19 protein-coding genes are annotated in these 19238 nt (G+C 65.5%); 11 read left to right on the top strand and 8 right to left on the bottom strand.

Going from position 1 to position 19238, the window contains the following annotated elements; genetic code table 11:
* Positions 1 to 45 precede the first annotated feature (45 nt).
* From RSW2DRAFT_RS08630 to RSW2DRAFT_RS08620, 3 genes are all read right to left on the bottom strand, one after another.
* Entirely contained in the window at positions 46 to 372 is a 327-nt protein-coding gene (locus RSW2DRAFT_RS08630) for an arsenate reductase family protein (protein ID WP_008030042.1), read from the bottom strand.
* A 41-nt stretch (positions 373 to 413) separates the two neighbouring features.
* A complete protein-coding gene (gene parE / locus RSW2DRAFT_RS08625) occupies positions 414 to 2375 on the bottom strand; it encodes a DNA topoisomerase IV subunit B (protein ID WP_008030038.1) in 1962 nt (653 codons plus the stop codon).
* A 75-nt stretch (positions 2376 to 2450) separates the two neighbouring features.
* Positions 2451 to 3086 carry a glutathione S-transferase family protein gene (locus RSW2DRAFT_RS08620; protein ID WP_008030036.1) on the bottom strand — a complete coding sequence of 212 codons (636 nt, stop codon included), beginning with the start codon at positions 3084 to 3086 and terminating at the stop codon, positions 2451 to 2453.
* Between the two features lie 144 nt (positions 3087 to 3230).
* On the opposite strand from RSW2DRAFT_RS08620, the gene RSW2DRAFT_RS08615 reads away from it, so the two are divergent.
* The 4 genes from RSW2DRAFT_RS08615 to RSW2DRAFT_RS08595 all read left to right on the top strand — a co-directional run bounded on the left by RSW2DRAFT_RS08615 (position 3231) and on the right by RSW2DRAFT_RS08595 (position 8393).
* On the top strand, positions 3231 to 4985 hold the full coding sequence (locus tag RSW2DRAFT_RS08615; protein WP_008030034.1) for a LuxR C-terminal-related transcriptional regulator: 1755 nt from the start codon (positions 3231 to 3233) through the stop codon (positions 4983 to 4985).
* Between the two features lie 265 nt (positions 4986 to 5250).
* Entirely contained in the window at positions 5251 to 6225 is a 975-nt protein-coding gene (ppk2, locus tag RSW2DRAFT_RS08605; protein ID WP_008030031.1) for a polyphosphate kinase 2, read from the top strand.
* Positions 6226 to 6295: 70 nt separating this feature from the next.
* Positions 6296 to 6907, top strand: a complete 612-nt coding sequence (locus RSW2DRAFT_RS08600; RefSeq protein ID WP_008030028.1) for a class I SAM-dependent methyltransferase — start codon at positions 6296 to 6298, stop codon at positions 6905 to 6907.
* Between the two features lie 148 nt (positions 6908 to 7055).
* Positions 7056 to 8393, top strand: a complete 1338-nt coding sequence (locus RSW2DRAFT_RS08595; RefSeq protein ID WP_008030026.1) for an MATE family efflux transporter — start codon at positions 7056 to 7058, stop codon at positions 8391 to 8393.
* Here the strand turns inward: RSW2DRAFT_RS08595 and RSW2DRAFT_RS08590 are convergent.
* Together RSW2DRAFT_RS08590 and RSW2DRAFT_RS08585 are read right to left on the bottom strand one after the other, a co-directional pair.
* Entirely contained in the window at positions 8390 to 8803 is a 414-nt protein-coding gene (locus RSW2DRAFT_RS08590; protein WP_008030025.1) for a hypothetical protein, read from the bottom strand. The two genes, RSW2DRAFT_RS08595 and RSW2DRAFT_RS08590, sit on opposite strands and share 4 nt — an antisense overlap.
* A 9-nt stretch (positions 8804 to 8812) precedes the next feature.
* A complete protein-coding gene (locus RSW2DRAFT_RS08585) occupies positions 8813 to 10015 on the bottom strand; it encodes a pyridoxal phosphate-dependent aminotransferase (protein ID WP_008030023.1) in 1203 nt (400 codons plus the stop codon).
* 75 nt (positions 10016 to 10090) lie between these two features.
* Between RSW2DRAFT_RS08585 and RSW2DRAFT_RS08580 the strand changes: the two genes are divergently transcribed.
* Positions 10091 to 10363, top strand: coding sequence for an FAD assembly factor SdhE (locus RSW2DRAFT_RS08580; RefSeq protein ID WP_008030021.1), 273 nt, complete (start codon positions 10091 to 10093; stop codon positions 10361 to 10363).
* 93 nt (positions 10364 to 10456) lie between these two features.
* Positions 10457 to 10954 (top strand): MarR family winged helix-turn-helix transcriptional regulator, encoded by a 498-nt coding sequence (locus RSW2DRAFT_RS08575; protein WP_008030020.1) that lies wholly within the window; start codon positions 10457 to 10459, stop codon positions 10952 to 10954.
* A gap of 3 nt (positions 10955 to 10957) precedes the next feature.
* Here the strand turns inward: RSW2DRAFT_RS08575 and RSW2DRAFT_RS08570 are convergent, their stop codons facing one another.
* The 3 genes from RSW2DRAFT_RS08570 to RSW2DRAFT_RS08560 all read right to left on the bottom strand — a co-directional run bounded on the left by RSW2DRAFT_RS08570 (position 10958) and on the right by RSW2DRAFT_RS08560 (position 15547).
* Positions 10958 to 13024, bottom strand: coding sequence for a capsular polysaccharide biosynthesis protein (locus RSW2DRAFT_RS08570; RefSeq protein ID WP_008030017.1), 2067 nt, complete (start codon positions 13022 to 13024; stop codon positions 10958 to 10960).
* Positions 13025 to 13031: 7 nt separating this feature from the next.
* On the bottom strand, positions 13032 to 14168 hold the full coding sequence (locus tag RSW2DRAFT_RS08565) for a polysaccharide biosynthesis/export family protein (RefSeq protein WP_008030015.1): 1137 nt from the start codon (positions 14166 to 14168) through the stop codon (positions 13032 to 13034).
* A gap of 89 nt (positions 14169 to 14257) precedes the next feature.
* A complete protein-coding gene (locus tag RSW2DRAFT_RS08560; protein WP_008030013.1) occupies positions 14258 to 15547 on the bottom strand; it encodes a capsule biosynthesis protein in 1290 nt (429 codons plus the stop codon).
* 185 nt (positions 15548 to 15732) lie between these two features.
* Between RSW2DRAFT_RS08560 and RSW2DRAFT_RS08555 the strand changes: the two genes are divergently transcribed.
* The 5 genes from RSW2DRAFT_RS08555 (at position 15733) to nusB (ending at position 19223) form a co-directional block, all read left to right on the top strand.
* Positions 15733 to 16335, top strand: coding sequence for a riboflavin synthase (locus RSW2DRAFT_RS08555; RefSeq protein ID WP_008030011.1), 603 nt, complete (start codon positions 15733 to 15735; stop codon positions 16333 to 16335).
* Positions 16332 to 16892 (top strand): hypothetical protein, encoded by a 561-nt coding sequence (locus RSW2DRAFT_RS08550; RefSeq protein ID WP_008030010.1) that lies wholly within the window; start codon positions 16332 to 16334, stop codon positions 16890 to 16892. The genes RSW2DRAFT_RS08555 and RSW2DRAFT_RS08550 overlap by 4 nt, the downstream gene beginning before the upstream one ends.
* 235 nt (positions 16893 to 17127) lie before the next feature.
* The gene (ribB, locus tag RSW2DRAFT_RS08545; protein WP_008030008.1) at positions 17128 to 18228 is read left to right on the top strand and encodes a 3,4-dihydroxy-2-butanone-4-phosphate synthase; all 1101 of its coding nucleotides are present in this window, start codon (positions 17128 to 17130) and stop codon (positions 18226 to 18228) included.
* A 3-nt stretch (positions 18229 to 18231) separates the two neighbouring features.
* Entirely contained in the window at positions 18232 to 18753 is a 522-nt protein-coding gene (locus RSW2DRAFT_RS08540) for a 6,7-dimethyl-8-ribityllumazine synthase (protein ID WP_008030006.1), read from the top strand.
* Positions 18750 to 19223: a transcription antitermination factor NusB gene (gene nusB, locus RSW2DRAFT_RS08535; RefSeq protein WP_008030002.1), complete on the top strand. Its 474-nt coding sequence runs from the start codon at positions 18750 to 18752 to the stop codon at positions 19221 to 19223. The genes RSW2DRAFT_RS08540 and nusB overlap by 4 nt, the downstream gene beginning before the upstream one ends.
* Positions 19224 to 19238: the final 15 nt, after the last annotated feature.

Genomic DNA, 19238 nt, shown 5'->3' with positions numbered 1-19238 from the left:
GGCGGTCTGTCGGCCTGGAAACGACCCGCTTCAGCGGGGGTTCTTTTATTGCAGAACCGCGGCCTGCACCGCCTCGTCCCAGCCGAGGTGCCAGACAGCACCATCGCGGATCACCGGGCGCTTCATCAGCGTCGGCTGGGCGGCCAGTTGCGCCTCGGCCTCGGAATTACGCAGCCAGTCGCTGAGCCCGCGCCAGGTGGTCGAGGATTTGTTGATGATCCGGTCACCGAATTCCTGCACCAGTTCGGCAATCTCGGCCTCGGACAGCGGCTTGGCGCGCACGTCGCGGAAGGTCACCGGTTTCCCCGCCGCCTCCAGCGCCTTCAGCGCCTTCTTGCAGGTGTCGCAGGTGGAAATGCCGTAAAGGATCATGCTCAACTCCGTGTGTTTCAGGCGGGCAGGGGGCCGGTGGCTCAGACGTCCAGTTCTTCGACAAACCGGGCGTTTTCCTGAATGTACTGGAACCGCAGTTCCGGTTTCTTGCCCATCAAGCGTTCCACCAGATCCGAGGTTTCGCCGGGTTCATCCTCGTCGATGCTGACCCGGATCAGCTTGCGGGTTTCGGGGTTCATCGTGGTGTCCTTCAAGTCCTTGGCGTCCATCTCGCCCAGACCCTTGAAGCGTTGCACGTCGATCTTTCCCTTGCCGCCCAAGCCCTTGGCAAGCCATTCCTCTTTTTCGGCATCGTCCGAGACATACATCCGCTTGGCCCCCTGCGTCAGCCGATAGAGTGGCGGGCAGGCCAGATACAGATGGCCGCGGTCGATCAGCGGGCGCATCTGGGTGAAGAAAAATGTCATCAGCAGGCTGGCGATATGGGCGCCATCGACGTCGGCATCGGTCATGATGATGATCTTGTCGTAACGCAGGTCATCGACCTTGAAACGGGTGCCCATCTGCACGCCCAAAGCCTCGCAGATGTCGCGGATTTCCGAGTTTTCGTTCAGCTTCGAAGACGCCGCGCCCAGCACGTTCAAAATCTTGCCCTTCAACGGCATGATCGCCTGGGTCTCGCGTTCGCGCGCGCCCTTGGCCGAACCGCCCGCCGAGTCGCCCTCGACGATGAACAGCTCCGTCCCCTCGCGGGTTTTCGACGAACAGTCGGTCAGTTTCCCCGGCAGCCGCAGCTTTTTGGTGGCCGTCTTGCGGGCGGTCTCCTTTTCCTGCCGCCGCTTCAGCCGTTCCTCGGCCCGCAGCACCAGAAAATCCAGGATAGCCCCGGCGGATTTGGTGTCGCTGGCCAGCCAGTTGTCGAAATGGTCGCGCACCGCCAGTTCGACGTAGCGCGCCGCCTCCTCGGTGGACAGCCGGTCCTTGGTTTGCCCGACGAATTGCGGCTCGCGGATGAACACCGAGATCAGCGCGCAGCCGCCCGTCAGCATGTCGTCGCGCGAAATCAGCTCGGCCTTGCGGTTTTTCACCAGATCGCCGTAAGCGCGGATGCCCTTCAGGATCGCTGACCAGAAGCCGGTCTCGTGGGTGCCGCCTTCCGGCGTCGGCACGGTGTTGCAATAGGATTGCAGAAAGCCGTCGCGCGCCGGGGTCCAGTTGATCGCCCATTCGACCGAGCCGGGGACGTTGAATTTATCGGGGAACGACACCTTGCCGGCAAAGGGCCGGTCGGCATAGGTGGTGGTTTTCGCCAGTTGCTCGCCCAGATAATCCGACAACCCGCCGGGGAAGTGGAACACCGCCTCTTGCGGGGTCTCGCCATCGCTGACCGCCGATTTCCAGCGAATCTCGACGCCGGAAAACAGATAGGCCTTGGAGCGCGCCATTTTCAGCAGCCGCGCCGGTTTCAGATGCAGGCTGCCAAAGATGTCGGCATCGGGGTGGAAGGTGACAGAAGTGCCGCGGCGGTTGGGGGCCGGGCCGATCTTCTGCAACGGCCCCTGCGGGATGCCGCGCGAGAAGCTTTGCGCGTAAAGCTCCTTGTTGCGCGCCACCTCGACCCGCATCACATCCGACAGCGCATTGACCACGCTTGCGCCGACGCCGTGCAAGCCGCCCGAAGTCTCATAGGCCTTGCCCGAGAATTTGCCGCCCGAATGTAGCGTGCAGAAGATCACCTCCAGCGCCGATTTGCCGGGGAATTTCGGGTGCGGATCGACCGGGATGCCACGGCCATTGTCGCGCACGGTCAGCGCGTAATCGGCGTGCAGTTCCACCTCGATGCGGCTGGCATGGCCCGCCACCGCCTCGTCCATCGCGTTGTCCAGCACCTCGGCCACCAGATGGTGCAGCGCCCGTTCATCGGTGCCGCCGATATACATGCCGGGGCGTTTGCGCACCGGCTCCAGTCCCTCCAGCACCTCGATCGACGAGGCCATATAGGCGTTGGAGGCATGGTCGCCGGACAACAGGTCGTTGGGCAAGGGGGGCTCGTTTCTTCGGTTGCTTGAGGCAGCAGTAGGCATCATCGCGGCGCAAAACGCAAGATGTGGGGCGGGTCAGGCCGGCTCGGCCATGCGGGCGGCCCACATCGCCTGAAACGCCGGGCGGGATTGGCAGCGGGCCAGCCATGCCTTCACAGCGGGGTGGGCGTCGATCAGCGCGGTCTGGCCTTGTGAATAGCGCAGACATTCGGCCAGCATGATGTCGGCGGCGGTGAAGCGGTCGCCCACCAGCCATTCGCGCCCCGCCAGATGGCTTTCCAGCCGGGCCAGCGGACGCGCCAGCTTTTCCAGATTGGCGGCAATCACCGCGGTATCGCCCGCAGGCGCATAGAGGATCTCGATCCCCGGGCCTTCGATGCTGGTGGCGGCAAACAGCGCCCACTGCTCGAACAGCGCCGCCTCGTCCAGACCGTCCGGCCCCAGCGCGCCGCCATATTTGCGCGCGATATGCAGGGTGATCGCCAGCGATTCCGTCAGCACCAGATCGCCATCGGTCATCGCCGGTATCTGCCCCAAGGGGTTGATCGCCAGAAACGCCGGGGTGGCGGTATGCGGGCCGGGGGCTGCGGCACCCTGCGCCAACCGGTAGGCCTGAATAACCGGCACATGGCTGAAAGGCAGGCCGATTTCCGCCAAGAGCCACAGGGGGCGCGAGGCGCGCGAGCGGTAAACGCCGTAAGGGGTCAGCATGATGGCTCCTGTCGGGTTGGGCGTGCAGGGTAGCCGGGCAGAGCTTGGGCGGAAAGCCCGAAAATCAGGCGCGGTCGCGGCCTGCGGCACTGAACGGGTTAAATGGGCTGGACGCCGGGCAGGGCTTGCGGCAGGCTTTGGGCCATGAAGGAAACCGGGCCAAAAAACCAGACTGCACAGATCGTGGCCCGCGACCACCGTGCCGAGATCGTCGATCGGCTATACGATGTGGCGCTGGACCCGATAAGGCTGGACGAATTGCTGGAGGTCTGGGAAGGCCGCGTCGCCCCCCTGCGGGTCGGCCCGGTGGAAACCGCGATCCCGATCGAAGACCCGGAAATCGAGGCGCATATCGGTCGTGCCCGGGTGTTTCTCGACCGGTTCGAGGCGACGCGCGAGGATGGCGGCTATCGCTCGATCCTGGCCGATATTCCGCGCGCGGCGGCGTTCATCTCCAACGGCGGCAGCACGGTCGCGGCCTGCAACCGTGCGGCGGCGCAGGCCTTTGGCATTGCCGAGGGCGCGCCGATCAGCGCCCTGCCGCTGGACGCCGAGGATATCACCACCCTGCGTTCGGTGATCCGCAAGGTGGCCGCCGGGCGGGCGGAAAAGGTCATCACCCTGCGCATCCGTTCCACGCTGACCGGCGGGCCGGTGATCATGCGCGTCAGCCCGGTGGAAAGTGCCGAAAAGCCGCCCCTGGCGCTGGTGCTTTCGACCGAACTGGTCTGGCCCGAGGGCTTTGAGGTGACGGTGCAGGAGGCGTTCGACCTGACCGCCGCCGAGGTCGAGATTGTGCGCAGCATCACCCTTGGCCTGCCGCTGAAAGACATTGCCGAGGCGCGCGGCCGGTCGTTGGAAACCGTGCGGACCCAGGTGCGCTCGATCCTGGCCAAGACCGAAACCCACGGCCAGTCCGAACTGGTGCGGGTGGTGCTGGGGCTGATGGACGTGTCGCTGATCCCCTCGGTCGGCGCCGATCCGTTGCCACGGCAGGGCGGCCTGGACGATCTGCCGTTTCACAGCCTGCACCTGCCCGACGGGCGGCGGCTGACCTGGATCGAGTTTGGCGACCCGGCCGGGGCACCGCTGTTATACATGCACCTCGATTACGGTCTGATCCGCTGGACCGCCACCGCCGAGCGGCAGGCCCGCGCCCGCGGCATCCGGGTGATCGTGCCGGTGCGGGCAGGTTACGGGCGCAGCGACCTGCACGCGCGGGGGGTGGACCATCTGACCGGCTGCACCGAGGATTATGCGGCGGTGCTGGAGCATCTGGGCGTGACGTCGGTGGCCATTCTGGCGCTGGGGGCCGACCTGCGCTTTGCCATCAACCTGTCGCTGCTGCGCCCCGGTCTGGTGCGCGGCATCGTCGGTTGTGCCGCACAACTGCCGCTGCGCACCGCAGCGCAGTATGACCGGATGGACAAGTGGCAACGCTTCATCCTGGCCAATGCCCGCTATGCGCCGCGCGTGCTGCCGTTTCTGGTGCAGGCCGGGTTCAGCCTCGCCCGCCGTCTGGGCAAGGAGGCGTTCTTTGCCAAGGTCAACGGCGGCTCGCCTGCCGATATGGAGACCTTTGCCCGCGCCGATGTGCGCGAGGCGGTGCTGGCGGGGTCGGAGGTGACGCTGGGGCCGAAGCTGTCGGTGCACGAGGCCTTCACCCGCGAATGTATCAGTTCGGAAAAGGACTGGTCGGGCATCGTGCGGGCCTGCGTGGTGCCGGTGGTGCTGTTGCAGGGCGATCAGGACCCGCAGACGCCGATGCAGACGATTCGCGAATTGATGGGCGATTTCCCGCATTTGCAGATCAGCTTCGTGCCGCACACCGGGCAATTGCTGTTTTTCGCGGCTTGGCAGCAGGCTTTGGCGGCGCTGGAACCGTTTCTGCCGCGCTGAACGGGGGTTTTTCGCAAGCTTACCGCGATTGGGGTATGCGCGGGTTCTGGCCGATGGCTAGCCTTTACGAATGGCGCTGGGATTTCGCCTTTCCCCTTTTTTCCCCATGCTTTTTCAGCATTGTCCGGCGGCGCCTTCAGGTGCCGCCGGTTTTTTTTGGCAAATTTCCAACACCGTTAACCTGTTTTCAAAGTTTGACCGGGATCAATGATGGCCGCGGCACCTTGTCCTAGGCTTGCGGTGTTTGCATGAAAGGGAGAGCCGCATGGAAGACGAAGGTCCGATGATTTCGCCGGTTGCGGCAGTGGATGCAGATCCTGTGGCCGAAGCCGTGCCCGAGACCCCGACCGTGGCGCCGGGGCCAAAATCCTTTCCCGCCATTGACAACAATGCCATCCGCGAAGCCTTTGAATCCGGGCGCTTTCCCTATGCCCGCCCGATGGGCCGCGCCACCTACGAGGCGGAAAAGGCCCGGCTGCAGGCCGAACTCTTGAAGGTGCAGATCTGGGCGCAGGACACCGGGCAGAAATTCGTCATCCTGATGGAGGGGCGCGATGCCGCGGGCAAGGGCGGCACCATCAAGCGCTTCATGGAGCATCTGAACCCGCGCTATGCCCGCGTGGTGGCGCTGACCAAGCCCGGCGAAAAGGAAACCGGCCAGTGGTTCTTCCAGCGTTATATCGAGCATCTGCCGACGCGCGGCGAAATCGTGTTCTTCGACCGCAGCTGGTATAACCGCGCCGGGGTGGAACGGGTGATGGGCTTCTGCACGCCCTCGGAATATCTGGAATTCATGCGCCAGGCGCCCGAGATGGAGCGGATGCTGGTGCGTTCGGGCATCAGGCTGTTCAAATACTGGTTCTCGGTGACGCGCGAGGAGCAATATGCCCGCTTCAAGGCGCGCGAGACCGATCCGTTGAAGATGTGGAAGCTGTCGCCCATCGACAAGGCCAGTCTGGACAAGTGGGACGATTACACCGAGGCCAAGGAGGCGATGTTCTTTTATACCGACACCGCCGACGCGCCCTGGGTGATCGTGAAATCGAACGACAAGAAGCGGGCGCGGCTGAACTGCATGCGGCATTTCCTGTCATCGGTCGATTATCCGGGCAAGGATCTGTCGGTGGTGCAGCCGCCCGATCCGCTGATTGTCGGGCGGGCCAGTCAGGTGATCTCGGGCGCCGGGCGTATTCTGGAAGCCGCCGTTCACCCCGAGGTGCGCAAGGCAAAGGGGGTGTGACCGCAGGTCGTTGATACCTTGCAGCTTGCCCGCCCCGGACCTAGCTTGGTTGGGGGCAGGGAGATGCGCCATGTGGGACAAACGCTACGCCGGGGACGGCTATCTGTTCGGCACCGAGCCTGCGGGGTTCGTGCCGCGATTTGCCGGGCTGTTGCCGCCCGCAGCCAGGGTGCTGTGCCTGGGCGACGGCGAGGGCCGCAACTCGGTGTATCTTGCCGGGTTGGGGCACCGGGTCAGTGCCATGGATGCATCAAGCGTGGCCTTGGCCAAGGCGCGGGCCTTGGCAGCTTCGCGGGGCGTCAGCGTCAGCATCCATCAGGCCGATATCGCCACATGGGACTGGGGGCAGGGCCAGTGGGACGCCATTCTTGGCGTGTTCATCCAGTTCGCCGCCCCGCCTTTGCGCGCCATTATCCATCAGGGCATCGCGCAGGCGGTTGTGCCGGGCGGGCTGGTCTTGCTGCACGGCTATGCGCCGCGGCAGGTGCATAACGGCACCGGCGGGCCTTCGGCGGTGGAAAACCTGTATACTCTGGACGGGTTGCGCGCCGATTTTGCGGGCTGGCAAGTGCTGGAAGCCGCCGATTACGACGCCGAGATTGCCGAAGGCAGCGCCCATGTCGGTGCCTCGGCCTTGATTGATTTCGTGGCCCGCAAACCGCCAGCGCCCGTCCGTCGATGACAGAATCGACAGACGGTCCCTGGCCTTTCGATTCGGCGCGTGTCTGGCGGCAAAACCGGGTGCCACTTTTGCCGGACACGCTTTAGCCTGAGCCATCGTCTTGCAGCAAGCGCCGACCCCGCGTATGCCGGGGCGCATGAGCTTTCCCATGACCAAATCCGACCACGCCCGCGCCACGCTGGTGCTGGGGTTGCCGATGATCGGCAGCCATCTGGCGCAGATGGCCTTGCACGTCACCGATACGGTGATGCTGGGCTGGTATGGCGTGACCGAACTGGCCGCCGTGGTGTTGGGGTCATCGGCGTTTTTCATTGTGTTCATCCTCGGCTCGGGCTTCGCGCAGGCGGTGATGCCGATGGTGGCCCAGGCCATCGGTCGTGGCGACGAGGTGCAGGTGCGCCGCGACACCCGGATGGGGCTGTGGCTGTCCATCGGTTTTGGCGTGATTAGCTATCCGCTGTTCTGGCAATCCGGCACCATCCTGCTGGCCCTGGGGCAGAAACCCGAGGTGGCGGCACTGGCACAGGATTTCCTGCGCATCGCGGGCCTCGGGATGATACCGGCGCTGCTGGTGATGGTGTTCAAAAGCTACCTGGGCGCGCTGGAGCGGACGCAGGTGGTGCTGTGGACCACGATTGCCGCGGTGGTGGTGAATGCCGGGATGAACTGGATGTTGATCTTCGGCAATGGCGGCGCACCAGAGCTTGGGGTGCGAGGGGCCGCGATCTCGTCGGTGACGGCGCAGGTGCTGACGGTGGGCGGGTTGGCCGGCTATGCCGCCGCCCTGCCGGCGCTGCGGCGCTTCGCGCTGTTCCAGCGGTTCTGGCGACCCGACTGGCATGCCATGGGCCAGGTGTTCCGGCTGGGCTGGCCGATCGGTCTGACTTCGCTGGCGGAAGGCGGGTTGTTTCAGGCCACGGCGCTGATGATGGGCTGGATCGGCACGGTGGAGCTTGCCGCCCACGGCATCGCCATGGAGGCGGCGGCGCTGGCGTTCATGGTGCACCTGGGGCTGGCCAATGCCACGACGGTGCGCACCGGCTGGGCGCAGGGCGGTGGCGATGCCCAGGGGTTGCGCGATGGCGCCAAGGTGGCGCTGGGGCTGTCGCTGGGGTTCGGGGCGCTGATCGTCGCGGTGTTCCTTTCCTGGCCCGCGCCGATCATCGCGCTGTTCACCGATGCCTCCAAACCCGAAAGTGCGGCGATCATCGCCTTTGGTTCCACCCTGCTGGCGCTGGCGGCGCTGTTCCAGATTGCCGATGCCATGCAGGTGATGGCGCTGGGTCTCTTGCGCGGCGTGCAGGACACGCGGGTGCCGATGCTGATGGCGGTGCTGAGCTATTGGGTGATCGGCATCCCCTGCAGCTATGTGCTGGCGTTTCCGCTGGGCTTCGGCGGGGTCGGGCTGTGGCTGGGGCTGGTGATCGGCCTCAGTCTGGCCGCCAGCCTGCTGATGGCACGATTCTGGATAAGGGCGCCGCGTTAGGCCTTTGGCGCGTCTTTCATCAGCCGCTCGGCCTTCTTGCGCACCAGCGCGCTGCGCAGATCGTGCATCGCCATCAGCAACGGGTCGGTGACGCTTTCCAGCGCCGCATCGTCGGCCTTGGTCTGCACCCATTGCGTCGTCAGGTTCAGATAATCCACCGCGCGGTGGATGTCGTCGATGTCGCGCTGCGCCAGCAGCGCCACCCTGGCCGCCAGCCAGTCGGCAATCGCCGCCATGTCCTGCGGGGAAAGCGCCGTATCGCCATGCGGCTTGATGTTGCCGTTCTTCACGTTGACGGTGGCGATCTCGTCCATGTCGATGCGGCGCTGGCGGTTCTCGGTATCGACCCGGAACACCACGGCGCCGTTTTCACGGATGCGAAAGTAATAGTCCGGCAGATCGCCCGCCATCCGGTTCCCTCAGCTTAGCGCGGCACAGAACCGCTGGATGCGCGTGCAGGCCTCGACCAGCGCCGCGTCCGAAGTAGCGTAGCTGACGCGGAAGTTCGGGGAAAGCCCGAAGGCGGCACCGAACACAACCGCAACCCCGGTTTCTTCCAGCAGGGCGGTGGCAAAGGTTTCGTCATCGGTGATGCGGGTGCCCGCGGCCGAGGTCTTGCCGATGCAGCCGGAAATATCGGGATAGACGTAGAACGCCCCCTCGGGCGTCGGGCAGGTGATGCCTTTGGCCTGATTGAGCATCCCCACCACCAGATCGCGGCGGCGCTGGAATACTGCCTTGTTGGTGGTCAGGAACTCCTGCGGCCCGGTCAGCCCCTCCAGTGCTGCGTATTGCGACACCGAACAGGGGTTCGAGGTGGACTGGCTCTGGATGGTCGCCATCGCCTTGATCAAGGCCACCGGCCCCGCCGCATAGCCGATGCGCCAGCCGGTCATCGCATAGGCCTTCGAGACGCCATTGCAGGTCAGGGTGCGGTCGTAAAGCTTTGGCTCGACCTGCGCCGGGGTGGTGAACTCGAAATCGTCGAACACCAGATGTTCATACATGTCGTCCGACATGATCCAGACCTGCGGGTGGCGCAGCAGCACGTCGCACAGCGCCTTGAGTTCCGCACGGGAATAGCCGGCACCGGTCGGGTTGGACGGGCTGTTGAAGATGAACCACTTGGTTTTCGGGGTGATCGCTGCTTCAAGCTGCGCGGGCGTCAGCTTGAACGCGGTGTCGATCCCCGCCGCCACCGCCACCGGCGTGCCGCCCGCCAGCAGCACCATGTCAGGATAGCTGACCCAATAGGGCGCCGGAATGATCACCTCGTCGCCCGGATTGCAGGTGGCCATCAGCGCGTTGTAAAGGATCTGCTTGCCGCCAGTGCCCACCGATACCTGCGCGGGCGTGTAGCTCAGGCCATTCTCGCGCCGGAACTTGTCGCAGATCGCGGCTTTCAGCTCGGGGATGCCATCGACGGCAGTGTATTTGGTTTTCCCGGCATCAATCGCCCGCTTGGCGGCATCCTTGATGTTCTGCGGCGTGTCGAAATCCGGCTCGCCAGCGCCAAGGCCGATCACGTCGCGCCCCGCCGCCTTCAACGCGTTCGCCTTGGTGGTCACGGCGATGGTGGGCGAGGGTTTGACGCGGGCAAGGGTGTCGGACAGAAAGGCCATGGCATGCTCCGGCTGGTGGTTTCGCGCGGCTTGTCTTAGGTTGCGCCGCAGCAACCGGCAAGCAGGAATGGCAGCATGGAAACGGCGGAATCGCGGCTGAAACGCCTGGGGATGCGGTCCTGGCGGCGCGGCACCAAAGAGATGGACCTGATTCTCGGTCCGTGGTCGGACGCGCATCTGGCGGGGCTGGACGCGCCGACCCTGGCGCTTTTCGAGGTTCTGCTGGCCGAAAATGACCAGGATCTGCTGCCCTGGGTGCTGGGCCATGTGCCGCCGCCGCCGGCTTTGGCCGATCTGATCGCTGAAATCGGCCAATTTGCGCGCAATCGGTTGCAACCCGGACGGTGATAGAACGAATTTGCCACGATTTCGGTGCGAGTTTACGGAATGTTTGCGTTTTGTGCTGATTCTACCCTCGGTAAACCGATGCGGAGATCAGGAATGAGTATGCAGCAAAATGTTCTGGACGGCTCGCAAAAAGCCTTCATGCTGGGCTATCTGGAAAATCTGGCGCTGGTCGAACGGCTGCACCGATTGCTGCTGGATGTGGTCAAGGATGAATTCGAGCGGTTGAACCTCTTGGAAATCAACCCGGTGCAGGCGCTTTTGCTGTTCAACATCGGCGAGAACGAGGTGACGGCGGGCGAGTTGAAATCGCGCGGCTATTACCAGGGCTCGAATGTCAGCTACAACCTGAAGAAGCTGGTGGAACTGGGCTACATGCACCACCAGCGGTCCGAGATCGACCGCCGCTCGGTGCGGGTCAAGCTGACCGAAAAGGGGCGGCGGGTGCGTTCGGTCCTGAACGAGTTGTTCGGCCGCCATGCCGAAGGGCTGGAACGCCGCGGTCTGATCGGTGCCTCGGGGATGGAGGATATCAACGCGTCGCTGAAGCGCATGGAACGCTATTGGACGGAACAGATCCGCTACATCTACTGAGCCTTAGCGCCGCCACAGCCAGGCTTGCCCGGCAAAAGCGCCTTGCATCTTGGCCAGAAGCCGGTTGACCGGGCCGGGATGCGGCAGCGGCCCGTGCGTCAGGCGGTCCAGCACCACCTCGGGCGGGCAGGGGCGGCGGCTCACCGGATCGAAATAGCGCGGATAGCCGATCAGCGCCGCATGGGTCAGGTGAGTCAGATCAGGGCGTGGCAACGGGTGGCCATCGGCAGCGCGCAAACGGCGTTCCGGCACCGGCCCCAGATCGTGGGTCAGGCCCCAACCGGCATAGAACGGCGCGCCAAGGCAGGTGACCGGCTTGCCGCGCAGAAGGGCCTCGAACCCCAGAAGCGAGGTCATGGTCCAAACCTCGTCGCACGCGGCAATCAGCGCCGCGGCATCGGCGCCATGCACCACAGCATCGGCCAGACCGTTCAGATCATTGGCGGAAATCGCACCAGGGCGCAGACCGGCTTCGATATCGGGATGCGGCTTGTAGATCAGCACCGCGTCGGGATTGGCCGCCCGCGCCGCCTGCAACAGCCCCAGATTCGTGCGCACCTCACCCGCGCCCAAGCGGATCGAGGCATCATCCTCCACCTGGCCCGGCACCAGGATGCGGGGGCCGTCGGGAAGATCGGGCAGGGCGGCGCTGCCGATGTTGTATTTGCTCAAGTTGGCGGCAATCAGCTTTTCCAGCAGCCGTGTCACCCGCAACCCGCCCCCCGGTGGCAAGGGCGCCGCGATCAACCGTTCCAGACGGCTTTCGCGGAGCGGGTCGTAATAGATGCCCAGATCGTCGGCCACCAAGCTGAGCGGCGGGATCAGGTCCGCCCCCAACCCGCGCGAGCGCAAAAAACCATCCTCGACCCGCCGGATCACCGGGGCGGCAAGTCCCTGCGGTTCTTTCCCCGCCCAGACCAGCAGCCCGCGCCCCTCGGCCTGCGCCCGGGCCAGCGCGCGCGCCGGATCGTCCAGAAACACCAGTGGTTTTTCCCGGCCGAACACCGCTTGCAACCGGCCACGTTTCCAAAGCCGCATCCCCAGCGCCACATGGCCCGCGCGATCCTCGCGGAAGGCGCGCACCTCGGCCTCCAGTTGATCGACGGCTTGCTCGAAGCTGCACAGCCGGTCGCGGCAGGGGTCATACCAGACCGGCGCGAGGATCATCGCGGCAGCGAAAAGCTGCGCGCGGGTCAGCACCCGGCGCCGCCGCGGCACCGGGTTTTCATCGGCCGTCAGCCCCCAGCCGGCATAGAACGGCTGGCCGAACACCCGCGGCTTGTGCCCGGCCATGATCGCCTCGAACCCCAGGTGCGACGACACGGTATAGACCGCCACCGCGCCGTCGAGCAGCGCCCAGGGCGACACCGGATCGGCCAGCAGGCTGACATTGCCCACCGCATGTTCCGGCCCGTAATGGCCAGGGCGCAGGCCCTGCGCGGTTTCCGGATGGCTTTTGACGATGACCCGCGCACCGGGATTTTCCTCCTGCGCGAACACCAGCATCTCGCGGAAGGTGCTGGCCGAAGCGCCGGAATGGCGGATCGAAGCGTCGCCCAGCGTCTGGTCCACTACCAGCACGTAGCCCGGGGCAGGCGCCGGCAGGGCCGGATCGTGAATGTTGTATTTTGACAAGTGATGCGCCTGAATTCGACCAATACCGTCGCGCGCGCGCAGCAAAAGGTTCGAATTGTCCAAGGGATGCGATGCCAGCAACCGCTCCAGTGCCGAAGGCACCGTCGCGTCGAAATGCACGCCCGCACCGTCCAGCAACAGGCCCAGCGGTGCATCGCCCATCCGCCCGGGGCGGACCGACCGCAGGAACGCATCCTCGATCCGCACCAGTGGCACACCGCGCCGCACAGCCACCGCCTCGCCGCGGGCGGCATAGGGGCTGCGGCCCCAGACCGCCACGCCATCGCCGGGCGCGGGCAGGCCAAGCCGCAACTCGTGCCCGGCCAGCGTGATGATGCGCCGCAGCCGGGACTGGCGCAGGAAACCGGCGTTGTAAAAGAAAAGCCGCCGGGGAAGACCCCCGGCGGCGTTGTCGTCTGGACCAAGCCCGGCCAAAAAAGCCTCAGCCGCCGGCGGCGGTGGTGACGGTATTGGCGGCACTTGCCGTGCCGGTGATGGCGTTGATGGATTTTTGCCACTGCACGAAGGGCGCCTCGGTCACATAGACCGTGTCGCCATCGCGGATCAGGAAATCGCGCGCTTCGAACATGCCGGTCGGTTGCGTCAGATCCAGCACATAGACCATCCGCTGATCGCCGGTCAGGTCGTTGCGGCCCAGCACCGAATTGGCAATCTCGGCCGGTTCGTTGCGCAGCACGAAAACCCCGGTCGGGTCGGCCAATGCAGTGTTCAAGCCGCCGACCTGGGCAATCGCCTCGATCGCCGACAGGGTCTGGGTCTCGAACGGGATGCGGTTCTGCGCTCCGGTCGCCCCCATCGCCACATAGGCGCGGGTGTCGTTTTCCACCACGATGCGGTCGCCGCCGCGCAGCGCGATGTCCAGCCCGGGGTTTTCCCACAGGTCTTGCAGCCACACCTTGCCGGTCTTGCCGCCACGGGTGACGCGCACGATGGCCACCGCAGGCTCGATGGAAATGCCGCCGGCCTTGGCGAGCATCGCGGACAACGTGCGGGTCGGGCGTTCGATCGGATAGACGCCCTGGCCAGTGACCGCGCCGGACACCGTGACGGTCGAGCCGTCGCCGGCCAGCCGCTGCACGGTCACCTGCGGGTCGGGGGTCTGGGTGTCCAGCTTGCGGGTGATGGCCTGGCGCAACCCGTCAGGCGTTTGCCCCGAGGCCTTGATCCGCCCGGCATAGGGCACGAAGATATAGCCTTGGCCATCAACCTGCACCTGATCCAGCAGCGACACCCGCTGGCCGGTGTTGCCGAGCAGCGGGTCGTCCTTGACGTTTTCGAACACCGTCAGCGCCAGCACGTCGCCAGCATTGATGGTGTCAGAGCCGACGACGCCGGCATTGCGGAAATCAGAGCCAAAGCCGAAAGCGGGGGTGACAGACGTCGCACGGGTAACGCGGCTGTTCACGGTGACAACGAAAGCATCGCCCTGTTGCAGCACGGAACCGGCGTAGATCTCTTTCTTGTTCGGCCCGGCGCGGGGCAGGCCACAGGCGGCCACCGACGCCACAAGCGCAACAAGGACCAGAGATCTGGCCCCCTCGAAAGCCGAAATTTTCACTGCCCGGGCTCCTTTATGGATTACTGCCTCAAGTTTTTTTTACAACCCTACAGAAAGACGCGATAAAACGCCAGTCTTGCGTTCGGCGGTCAGTTCACCAGCCGCAACTGTTGCCGTGGTGCCGCGTTGCCCGAGGTCAGCGCATCATAGGGGTCTTCGGGCGACAGCATCATGTCCACCACCTGCCGCAGCAGGGCGCGCCGCCCGCGGGCCGAGTAAAAGCCGCCCGGAACCTGGCTGGTTTCCAGCAGGTAATGCCGGAAGGCGCGGTAGGCGCGGCTGTCGGGGCGCGTCGGCTGCGCAAAGAAATCGGGCAGGCTCTGGGTCGAGACGAACTCGGGTTTGGCATAGACCGCGGCGCCGAAGGTTTTCAGCGGCAGGCCGCGCCACAGCACCTGCTGCCCGGCAGTGGAATTGACGGTGACCGCCGACCGCGCCTGGTTCAACAGTTGCGCAAGCTTGCCGCCGCGCACGAAATGCACACGGTTTTCAAGGCCTTGGGTCTTGGCCAGCCTATGGATTTCCCGCGCCACCGGCACCCGGCCATCCTCCAGCGGGTGGGCCTTGAACACCAGATGATGATGCGGGGCAGCACCCTTGGCAAAGCCGTCGATCACCAGCGCCAGAAACTCGGTCATCGAGGCGAACGGGCTGTGCATCTGAAAGCTGCTGTCATGTTCCAGTTGCAGCAGCACCAGATGATAGGGAAAGCCGCCGTAGCGGATGCGCAGCGTCGCCCGCAGCCGTTGGGCGCTGTGCAGCGGCAGCAAGGCCAGGCGCTTGCAATACAGCCAGAATTCCTGGCGCACCGACAGGGCGCGATGCGGGCGGAAATTGCGGTAATCCCAGAAGCCGGACAGCACGAACCAGTGATAAAGGGCACCGTAGAACATGTGCTGGCGCATGTCGCCCCAATGCGCCGGGGCGTCGGGCAGGTCGATGTCGGTCTGCGCCAGCGCCGCCTGCATCTGCGCCACCGGGGTCTGCATCAGCCGCGAATGGCCGTTGGCGCCACCGCGTTCATAGGTCACCCAGTAGGGCCGCAAATAGCCCTCCTCGAACACATGCACGGTCAAGCCAAGCTCGCGGGCGATGCTGACGGCCTGGGCGTGGACCGGCCTGGTGTCGCCGTAAAGCACGATGTCGGTGATGGCTTTGGCGGCGATCAGGCCGCGCAGGGTGTCGGGCCAGGCCTCGGGCTTGCCGTCAAAGCCGATGTAGCTGGCAGAGGTCGGCCAGAACGCCCGGTCGCCGCGGTTGAAGCCGACGCGCCAGACCGCCGCCCCCGAAGCCGCCAGCATCCGGCCAAGCCGGTGGAACCAGGGACCATGCGGCCCTTGCAGGAACAAAAAGCGGCGGTTTTCGCCCGACAAAGCCATCAATCGTCCACAACTTGACCGGATCACCGGATTTCGGCCACCATAGTCAGAATTTCCTAACGTGCAGTAACCATTATCCAGGCCCCGCGGCGGCAATGTGGCACGGGTCGGGCCGGGGCAGGGCGGTCTTGCACGGCAGCCCCCATCCCGTTACGCATTGGAAAACAGCAACAGGAAGGCCGCCCATGTTCACCGGCATCATCACCGATATCGGCCAGGTTCTGGCCTGCGACCGCAAGGGCGATCTGCGCGCCCGCATCGGCACGCGCTATGACGTGGCGGGCATCGACATCGGCGCCTCGATCGCCTGCGACGGGGTCTGCCTGACGGTGGTGGCGGTGGGCAGCGATCCGCAAGGCTGGTTCGAGGTGCAGATCTCGGGCGAGACGGTCAGCAAGACCAATCTGGGCGGCTGGCAGGCGGGCAGTCGGGTCAATCTGGAGCGGGCCTTGCGGCTGGGCGACGAATTGGGCGGCCATATCGTGTCGGGCCATGTCGATGGGCTGGCCGAGGTGGTGGGGCTGCACCCCGAGGGCGACAGCCTGCGCGTGACCTTCCGGGCGCCTGAGGCTCTGGCGAAGTTCATTGCCCCCAAGGGGTCGGTGGCGCTGAACGGAACGTCCTTGACGGTCAACGAGGTGGAGGGTTGCGATTTCGGGGTGAATTTCATCCCGCATACCCGCAGCGCAACCACCTGGGGTTCTGTGGCTTTGGGCGACCGGGTCAATCTGGAGGTGGACACCATGGCCCGCTATGTGGCGCGGCTGCGCGACTGGGACGGCAAGTGAGCCCCGGCCCGGGCCACAACGGCGGGCCAGGTCTGGCCCCGGGGTTCGGCTGGCGGCGGCATTGCTGGCAAAAGGCGCGGGCCGATCTGCTGCCGCATCTGCCGATCGAGGTGCTGCGTAACCGGGTGCGGCGGGCCGGCGAGTTGGGGCTGGACTATCGCACCTATGCCTCGGTGCGGGCGGCCAGCGGCCATGACGTGATTGCCTTGCTGTTTTCCTCCAATGCCTTGCGGCTGCTGGCGCCGGTGCCGGTGCTGCCCGCCGAGCGCGCGGCGAAGCTGGCGGCGATTGCCGGTTGCGGGCGGCTGGCGCTGGCGCAGCGGCCTTTGACGCCGCTGCAGGTGGCCGGGGCGACGCCGGGGCTGATTGACGCGGCGCATGTGGCACCGCTGGCCTTGGGCAACTGGCGGCAGGCGCGTGAGGCGCTGCGGGCGGCGCTGGGCAAGCTGGCACCGGACGGGGTGCTGCTGGTGGGCGATCACGGGCTGGAGCGTGACTGGTGTGCTGCGGGGCGGCTGGCGGGGTATCTGGCGGCGGAGCGGTATTTCGGGCGATGATCTTGCGGCAGGCGCGGGAGCCTCCGGCGGGGGTGAGGGCCGTCTCGGAAACGCTCCAGTGGAGCGTTTCAGGCCCGAACGCGCGGAGCGCCGGGAGCAAAGGTGAAGCTAAAGGGCTTTTCAGGCCCGAAGGGGCGGGCATCTGTGCATTTGCGCGGTCCCCCCTCGCCGTTTCCGCCTCTGGCCTTTGGCGCCCGGTCGCGGTATGGGCAGGCAAACGCCCTGGAGTGATGCGATGACCGGACCGAAGACCGATTTTTCCGATGCAATCTCGACCATCGAGGAGATCATCGACGATGCCCGCAACGGCCGGATGTTCATTCTGGTCGATCATGAGGACCGCGAGAACGAGGGCGATCTGGTGATCCCGGCGCAGATGTGCACGCCGGCCGCGATCAACTTCATGGCAACGCATGGCCGTGGGCTGATCTGTCTGTCGCTCTTGGGCGAACGGATCGACGCGCTGGGGCTGCACCTGATGTCCACCAAGAACCTGTCGCGCCACGAGACGGCGTTCACGATTTCCATCGAAGCGCGCGAGGGGGTTTCCACCGGCATTTCGGCGGCGGACCGGGCGCTGACCGTGGCGGTGGCGATTGATCCGAGCAAGGGGCCGTCGGATATTGCCACGCCCGGCCATGTGTTCCCGCTGCGGGCGCGCGATGGCGGCGTGCTGGTGCGGGCGGGGCATACCGAGGCTGCGGTGGATATCAGCCGTCTGGCCGGGCTGAACCCCTCGGGCGTGATCTGCGAGGTGATGAACGACGACGGCACCATGGCGCGGCTGCCCGACCTGATTGCCTTTGCGCAAAAGCACGGGCTGAAGATCGGCACGATTTCCGACCTGATCGCCTACCGCCGCCGTCACGACCATCTGGTGGCCGAAACCGCGGAAAAGCGGGTGACATCGCTGCATGGCGGCGACTGGCTGATGCGGGTGTTCACCGACGAGGTGCAAGGCGCCGAGCATGTGGTGCTGTCGAAGGGCGATCTGACCGCGCCCGGGCCGGTGCTGGTGCGGATGCACGCGCTGAACCCGTTGGAGGACGTGCTGGGCATTGGCGTCACGGGGCCGGGCGAAGTGCCGGGCGCGATGCGGCTGATCGCGGCGGAAGGCCGTGGCGTGGTGGTGTTGTTGCGCGACACCACGATGAAGCTGGTGATGGACGGCGAGGCCTCGCCGCAGACCCTGCGGCAATACGGGGTCGGCGCGCAGATCCTGTCGGCGCTGGGGCTGAGCGAGATCACCCTTGTCACCAACTCCAAAGCGCCGAAAGTGGTAGGGCTGGAGGCTTACGGGCTGACCATCTCGGGCACCCAGGCAATCGAGGGCTGAGCCATGGCATCTACCGAAACCCACCACATTCTGCCCGATCCGGAATTTATCCGGCCGGTCAAGCTGCTGGTCGTGGTGGCGCCCTATTACAAGGACGTGACCGACCTGATGCTGGCGGGGGCGCGCGCCAAGGCTGCGGCTTGCCGCGCTGATCTGGAGGTGATCGAGGTGCCGGGGGCGTTGGAGATTCCGCCCGCCGTGGCGATTGCCGAGGCGCTTTCGAACTTCGACGGTTATGTGGCGCTGGGCTGCGTGATCCGCGGCGAGACCACGCATTACGACACGGTGTGCAATGACAGCTCGCACGGGTTGATGCTGCTGGGCTTGCAGGGCGCCTGCATCGGCAATGCCATCCTGACGGTGGAAAATATGGCGCAGGCCGTGGTGCGGGCCGATCCGGCGGGGCAGGACAAGGGCGGGGCGGCGGTGGCGGCGGCGCTGCATCTGATTGCGCTGTCGCGGCGCTGGGCGGATGCGCGCAAGGGCATCGGCTTTCGCGCCCCCGAAGGGGCGTCGCGGGCATGAGCGACAAGGTGCCCAAGCCCGACAAGAAGCAGATGAAATCGGCGGCCCGGCTTTACGCCGTGCAGGCGCTGTTCCAGATGGAGGTTTCCGGCCAGACCGTCGAGGCGGTGCAGCGCGAGTTCGAGACCCATCGTTTTGGCGCGGTCTATGACGGCGACGAAATGGCCGAGGGCGATGTGGTGCATTTCCGCGCGCTGGTCGGCCATGCGGTGAACTGGCAGGCCAAGATCGACCAGTTGACCGACCGCGCGCTGGTGGCGAAATGGCCGATCAGCCGGATTGACCCGGTGCTGCGGGCGCTGTTCCGCGCGGCCGGGGCGGAAATGCTGGAAATGCCGACGCCGCCCAAGGTGGTGATCACCGAGTTTGTCGATGTCGCCAAGGCGTTCTTCCCCGAGGGCAAGGAAGCCAGCTTCGTCAATGCCGTGCTGGACCACATGGCACGGGAAGCCAAGCCCGAGGCGTTCTGACCGGCCTTGGCGCAG

This window comes from Rhodobacter ferrooxidans, from assembly GCF_000176015.1.
Taxonomy (GTDB): Bacteria; Pseudomonadota; Alphaproteobacteria; order Rhodobacterales; family Rhodobacteraceae; genus Pseudorhodobacter_B; species Pseudorhodobacter_B ferrooxidans.
Note: the sequence above shows the minus strand (reverse complement) of the source record. Positions and strands in the feature narration are given on the sequence as shown.